We start from the raw sequence: 3745 nt of genomic DNA on the forward strand, positions 1-3745 counted from the left end.
AGGCCGGGGCTTGGGCATCTCGGCGAACGGATCGGTGAGCGCATCCTCCGGCAGGTCGCCGCCGTTGAGGCGCATCCATTCGGCCTCCACGATTGCCTCCGCCTCACCGATGACGGCGACGACCTCGCTGACGGTGCTCATCCACTCACCCCCTTCGCGCTGCAGACCCGGCCTCGCCCTGCTGTCAGGCGTTGATCGGCTTCGTCTCGCCGTTGTGGCTGATTTCGATGCGCCGTGGCTTGGCCTTCTCGGCGACCGGGATTCTCAGCTGGAGCACCCCGTCGTGATAGCTGGCCTCGATCCGATCGGCGTCGAGGTTGTCGCCTAGGAACACTTGGCGGCTGAACACTCCCCGCGGGCGTTCCGCCGACACCATCTCGCGATTGGGATCCGGAGCTGACCGTTCGGCGTGCACGGTCAGGACATTGCGCTCGACATCTAAACCAAGCGAATCACCGTTCACGCCGGGCAGGTCGAACTCGACGATGAACTGATCACCTTCCCTCCAGGCGTCCATCGGCATCACCGCCGGACGCGCCGCAGTGCCCCACACCTGCTGAGCGAAGCGGTCGAGGTCTCGGAACGGGTCGGTACGTAACAACATCCTTCCACCTCCTACCAGATGAGAGTCGGTCCACAGATCTGTGTGATCTGCCATAGGTTTTATATAGCACCGGTGATAGCTTGATTCAAGAAGAAATCGGCGGCGATCGGAAAAAAAATTTGATGACAGATGATGCAGCACCGCGATCGGCACGGGGGGTGTACGGGATCTCGGTGACCGCCGAGTTGTCGGGAGTCGATCCGCAGACGCTGCGCCTGTATGAGCGGCGCGGACTGATCACGCCGGCGCGAACCGACGGCGGCACCCGTCGCTACAGCGATAACGACGTGGCCCGTCTAGCGCGCATCACCGAACTGGTCGATGCGGGCGTCAACCTGACTGGCATCGGCCACATACTGGACCTGCAAGACCGCAACACCCGACTGGCAGCCGACAACGCCCGCCTCACCCCGAAACGTCGCTTGAAGCGCAGGCCCCCAGGTCAGCGGTGATCGAAACGAGATACGAGGACTCCGCAGCGGGGCTCAGCTGCCGGGCCATTCTCCGGTCCACCGTTGGAACAGTCGTGCACCTTGGCGGTCGATGACCGTTTTGACCACGGAGAAGATCGCGCCCTGAATGGCGGCGGCGATCAGGATCTCCTTCAACGGATACTCGGTTTCGAGGGCTTTTGGTGGGTCGGGCTTGTCGCCGGGCGCCGCGCGTTGCCATACCTGTCTGAATATGACGCCGGCCAATAAGCCGCCCAGGACCGAACTGATCAGACCTACCGGTCGATACAGAATCTTCGCCGATGTGCTCGATTTCTGGTGGGCCATGAGAACTCTCCTCGTTTCAGGGGTAGCCGAGATGGGAGACCTGATACCCATTTCTGAGGTACGTCACCGGAGCTACGCGGTCGTCTCGTCGGACGAACCGGGTCCGCCTTCGTTCAGCTGGTTATGGAAATGGTCCATGGCGGTGGTCAGGGTGCTCATCACCTGGTGGGCTGTTTCGAGTTCCTGGTCGGTGAATCCCGCGATGGCGGCGCGGTTGGCGGCGTCCACGTGCGTGAAGAAGTTCCGGGCGAGCTCCATGCCGTGTGGTTGGTAGCGCAAGATCACCTTGCGGCGATCGGCAGCGTCGGTGTCGCGGCGAATGTGTCCGGCGGCGATCATGCGCCTTACCAGATAGGTAACCCCCGCATTGGTCAGTCCCATCCGCTGCCGGAGCTCTCCTGCGGTCAGTGGAGACCTCGACGTTTCGCCGACCATGATGTGCAGCAGCGCGTGGAACTCCGTCGCGCTGAGTCCGTGCATGTCGGCGAAGTATCGCCCGATCCGGTCGGCCTGCGCGTTGAGGGCTCGCAGATCGGCAGAGATCACTGACTCCAGCTGCGCTCGGTCACCGAACGCGGCACCAGTGCCGTCTTGGGTCATCTGCGACATTCCTGGATACGTGTGATTTTCGCGCAGCGTACCTTTCGAAGCTTAACTCAGTGAAATAAAATGGGTATTCATTCTCACTGAGGGAGGAGAAACGTCGATGAGCGGTGAGCGCCCGGACGTTCTCGATCGACTGGATGCGGCAGCGATCGCTGTCGCATCCTTGAACGCGTTGCTGGTGGCGGACGGATCTCTGGACGACGTGCTACACGGAGTGGCACTCAATGCGGTGAGGGCCGTCCCCGGCGCCGACGCGGTGTCGATCACCTTGGTTGATCCGCCACTGCGCACTGTCGCACACACCGATGACGACATCTTGGTCTTGGATCAGGAGCAGTATGCCCGCAGGAAGGGCCTTGTTTGGAGGCCGCAGAGACCCGTCGGCCAGTGCGGGCTGCGATGGGGCCCGGCGAGCGGCGGTGGCCGGAATTCGTCTCGGCTGCCCGCGCGGCCGGTGTGCGCGCCACTCTGTCGATTCCCTTGATCATCGCCCCGGCAGTGCCGGGCGGTGACGATGAGTTGGTCGGTTCGTTGAATGCGTACAGTCGTTCCACCGCGGCGTTCGATGTGTTCGACGAGAAGCGAGAAGCTCATGCGTCTCTACACCGATGCCGCCGGCCAAGCCGTAACGGACGCGTGACGCTGGCAACGGCTGCGCGAAACGGTGAGTCAACTGGAGGAAGCGCTGGTGTCGCGTGCGGACATCGACCAGGCCAAAGGGGTATTGCGCACGCAGCACGGCGGCACTGCAGACGAGGCTTTCGCCCGGCTGGTCGAGCGATCTCAGCGGGAGAACGTCAAGATCCGAGACATCGCACGCCGCATCCTCGAGGGACTCCCGCGGCGCAACTGCAACGGGTAACCCGGGAGAGGACACAAAGGATGCGGATAACCCGGGAGAATTCTTCTCGAGCGTGAATTACGGTGCGACCGAACTGGTTCGAGTACACACCTGGAATCTAGTGGCATCCCGTGAACAGGCGACGCAGTGATCGGCACGGCCCCAAATCGGGCGACGGGTTAGCATTCATACACGAACGAGTGCGTTTCGGAAATCCTTGTCTTGGAAAGTGATTGCAGCATCCGTTGACAGTGTATGCGCATCTGCTACAACAAGACGTTGCAGCGCAGACTGTTAACTCTACGATTAGCTCCACTCGACGAAAGAGACTCCTGCGTTACTCGCCCTCGACCGCGACGCGCAGCTCTTCGGCCCATTCGCTGTAAGGCCGGATCGCGTAAGCGCGCGTGTCCACCGAGCTGCCGAGCTTCTGGATGATCGGTAGTGACTCGAGTGCCTGGTCGAGCGATGTGTGGTCCGGGACGTCGAGCACGGCGAAAACGCTGCGCTGGCCGACGACTTTCCACAGGTTGGTTACTGCCCCGGCATCGACCGCGCCCTGTGCCGCGCGGGCTTCCTCGAGCCAGATCGTAAACAGCTCTTCGCGACTCATGTCGACCGGCTGGTGGACGTCAAACTGGACGAAGTACTGCACCGTCTCCTCCTTAACTATGTCGCAGGCTCATTCACACTGTCCCGCGACGGAACGCTCGGCCATTTCGCCGGTACAGGTCGAGGACGCACGATCTGCGGCCACCAGAACCATCGGCCGAGGAGTGCCGCAATGGAGGGCGTCATGAACGCCCGGATCACCAAAGTGTCGAACAACAGACCCATCCCGATGGTCGTGCCCATCTGCGCGACCACGACCATGGCGCTGACCGACATCGACATCATGGTGAACGCGAACACCAG

The 3745-nt window shown here is 62.0% G+C and carries 8 protein-coding genes; 3 read left to right on the forward strand and 5 right to left on the reverse strand.

Going from position 1 to position 3745, the window contains the following annotated elements; translation table 11 throughout:
* Positions 1-184: 184 nt before the first annotated feature.
* Positions 185-604, reverse strand: coding sequence for an Hsp20/alpha crystallin family protein (locus tag QOC76_RS13615; protein WP_526357365.1), 420 nt, complete (start codon positions 602-604; stop codon positions 185-187).
* A 122-nt stretch (positions 605-726) separates the two neighbouring features.
* On the opposite strand from QOC76_RS13615, the gene QOC76_RS13620 reads away from it, so the two are divergent.
* Positions 727-1056: a MerR family transcriptional regulator gene (locus QOC76_RS13620; RefSeq protein WP_526357366.1), complete on the forward strand. Its 330-nt coding sequence runs from the start codon at positions 727-729 to the stop codon at positions 1054-1056.
* A 33-nt stretch (positions 1057-1089) separates the two neighbouring features.
* Here the strand turns inward: QOC76_RS13620 and QOC76_RS13625 are convergent, their stop codons facing one another.
* Positions 1090-1383 carry a DUF4235 domain-containing protein gene (locus QOC76_RS13625; RefSeq protein ID WP_526357367.1) on the reverse strand — a complete coding sequence of 98 codons (294 nt, stop codon included), beginning with the start codon at positions 1381-1383 and terminating at the stop codon, positions 1090-1092.
* Between the two features lie 72 nt (positions 1384-1455).
* Positions 1456-1983, reverse strand: coding sequence for a MarR family winged helix-turn-helix transcriptional regulator (locus QOC76_RS13630; protein WP_526357368.1), 528 nt, complete (start codon positions 1981-1983; stop codon positions 1456-1458).
* Positions 1984-2089: 106 nt separating this feature from the next.
* On the opposite strand from QOC76_RS13630, the gene QOC76_RS13635 reads away from it, so the two are divergent.
* Together QOC76_RS13635 and QOC76_RS13640 are read left to right on the forward strand one after the other, a co-directional pair.
* Positions 2090-2473: a hypothetical protein gene (locus QOC76_RS13635; RefSeq protein WP_526357369.1), complete on the forward strand. Its 384-nt coding sequence runs from the start codon at positions 2090-2092 to the stop codon at positions 2471-2473.
* Between the two features lie 180 nt (positions 2474-2653).
* Positions 2654-2851 (forward strand): ANTAR domain-containing protein, encoded by a 198-nt coding sequence (locus tag QOC76_RS13640; RefSeq protein WP_526357370.1) that lies wholly within the window; start codon positions 2654-2656, stop codon positions 2849-2851.
* A 316-nt stretch (positions 2852-3167) separates the two neighbouring features.
* Here QOC76_RS13640 and QOC76_RS13645 read toward each other — a convergent pair whose 3' ends face one another.
* Entirely contained in the window at positions 3168-3485 is a 318-nt protein-coding gene (locus tag QOC76_RS13645) for a muconolactone Delta-isomerase family protein (RefSeq protein ID WP_123024084.1), read from the reverse strand.
* Between the two features lie 14 nt (positions 3486-3499).
* Positions 3500-3745, reverse strand: a 246-nt coding sequence (locus QOC76_RS13650; RefSeq protein WP_526357371.1) for an MMPL family transporter, incomplete at its 5' end; no start/stop codon positions are given.

Source organism: Mycobacterium sp., assembly GCF_032159565.1.
Classification (GTDB): Bacteria; Actinomycetota; Actinomycetes; order Mycobacteriales; family Mycobacteriaceae; genus Mycobacterium.

Coding starts and splice junctions, on each gene's coding strand:
- QOC76_RS13615 (WP_526357365.1), bottom strand. CDS start 604: ATGTTGTTACGTACCGACCCGTTCCGAGACCTCGACCGCTTCGCTCAG.
- QOC76_RS13620 (WP_526357366.1), top strand. CDS start 727: ATGACAGATGATGCAGCACCGCGATCGGCACGGGGGGTGTACGGGATC.
- QOC76_RS13625 (WP_526357367.1), bottom strand. CDS start 1,383: ATGGCCCACCAGAAATCGAGCACATCGGCGAAGATTCTGTATCGACCG.
- QOC76_RS13630 (WP_526357368.1), bottom strand. CDS start 1,983: ATGACCCAAGACGGCACTGGTGCCGCGTTCGGTGACCGAGCGCAGCTG.
- QOC76_RS13635 (WP_526357369.1), top strand. CDS start 2,090: ATGAGCGGTGAGCGCCCGGACGTTCTCGATCGACTGGATGCGGCAGCG.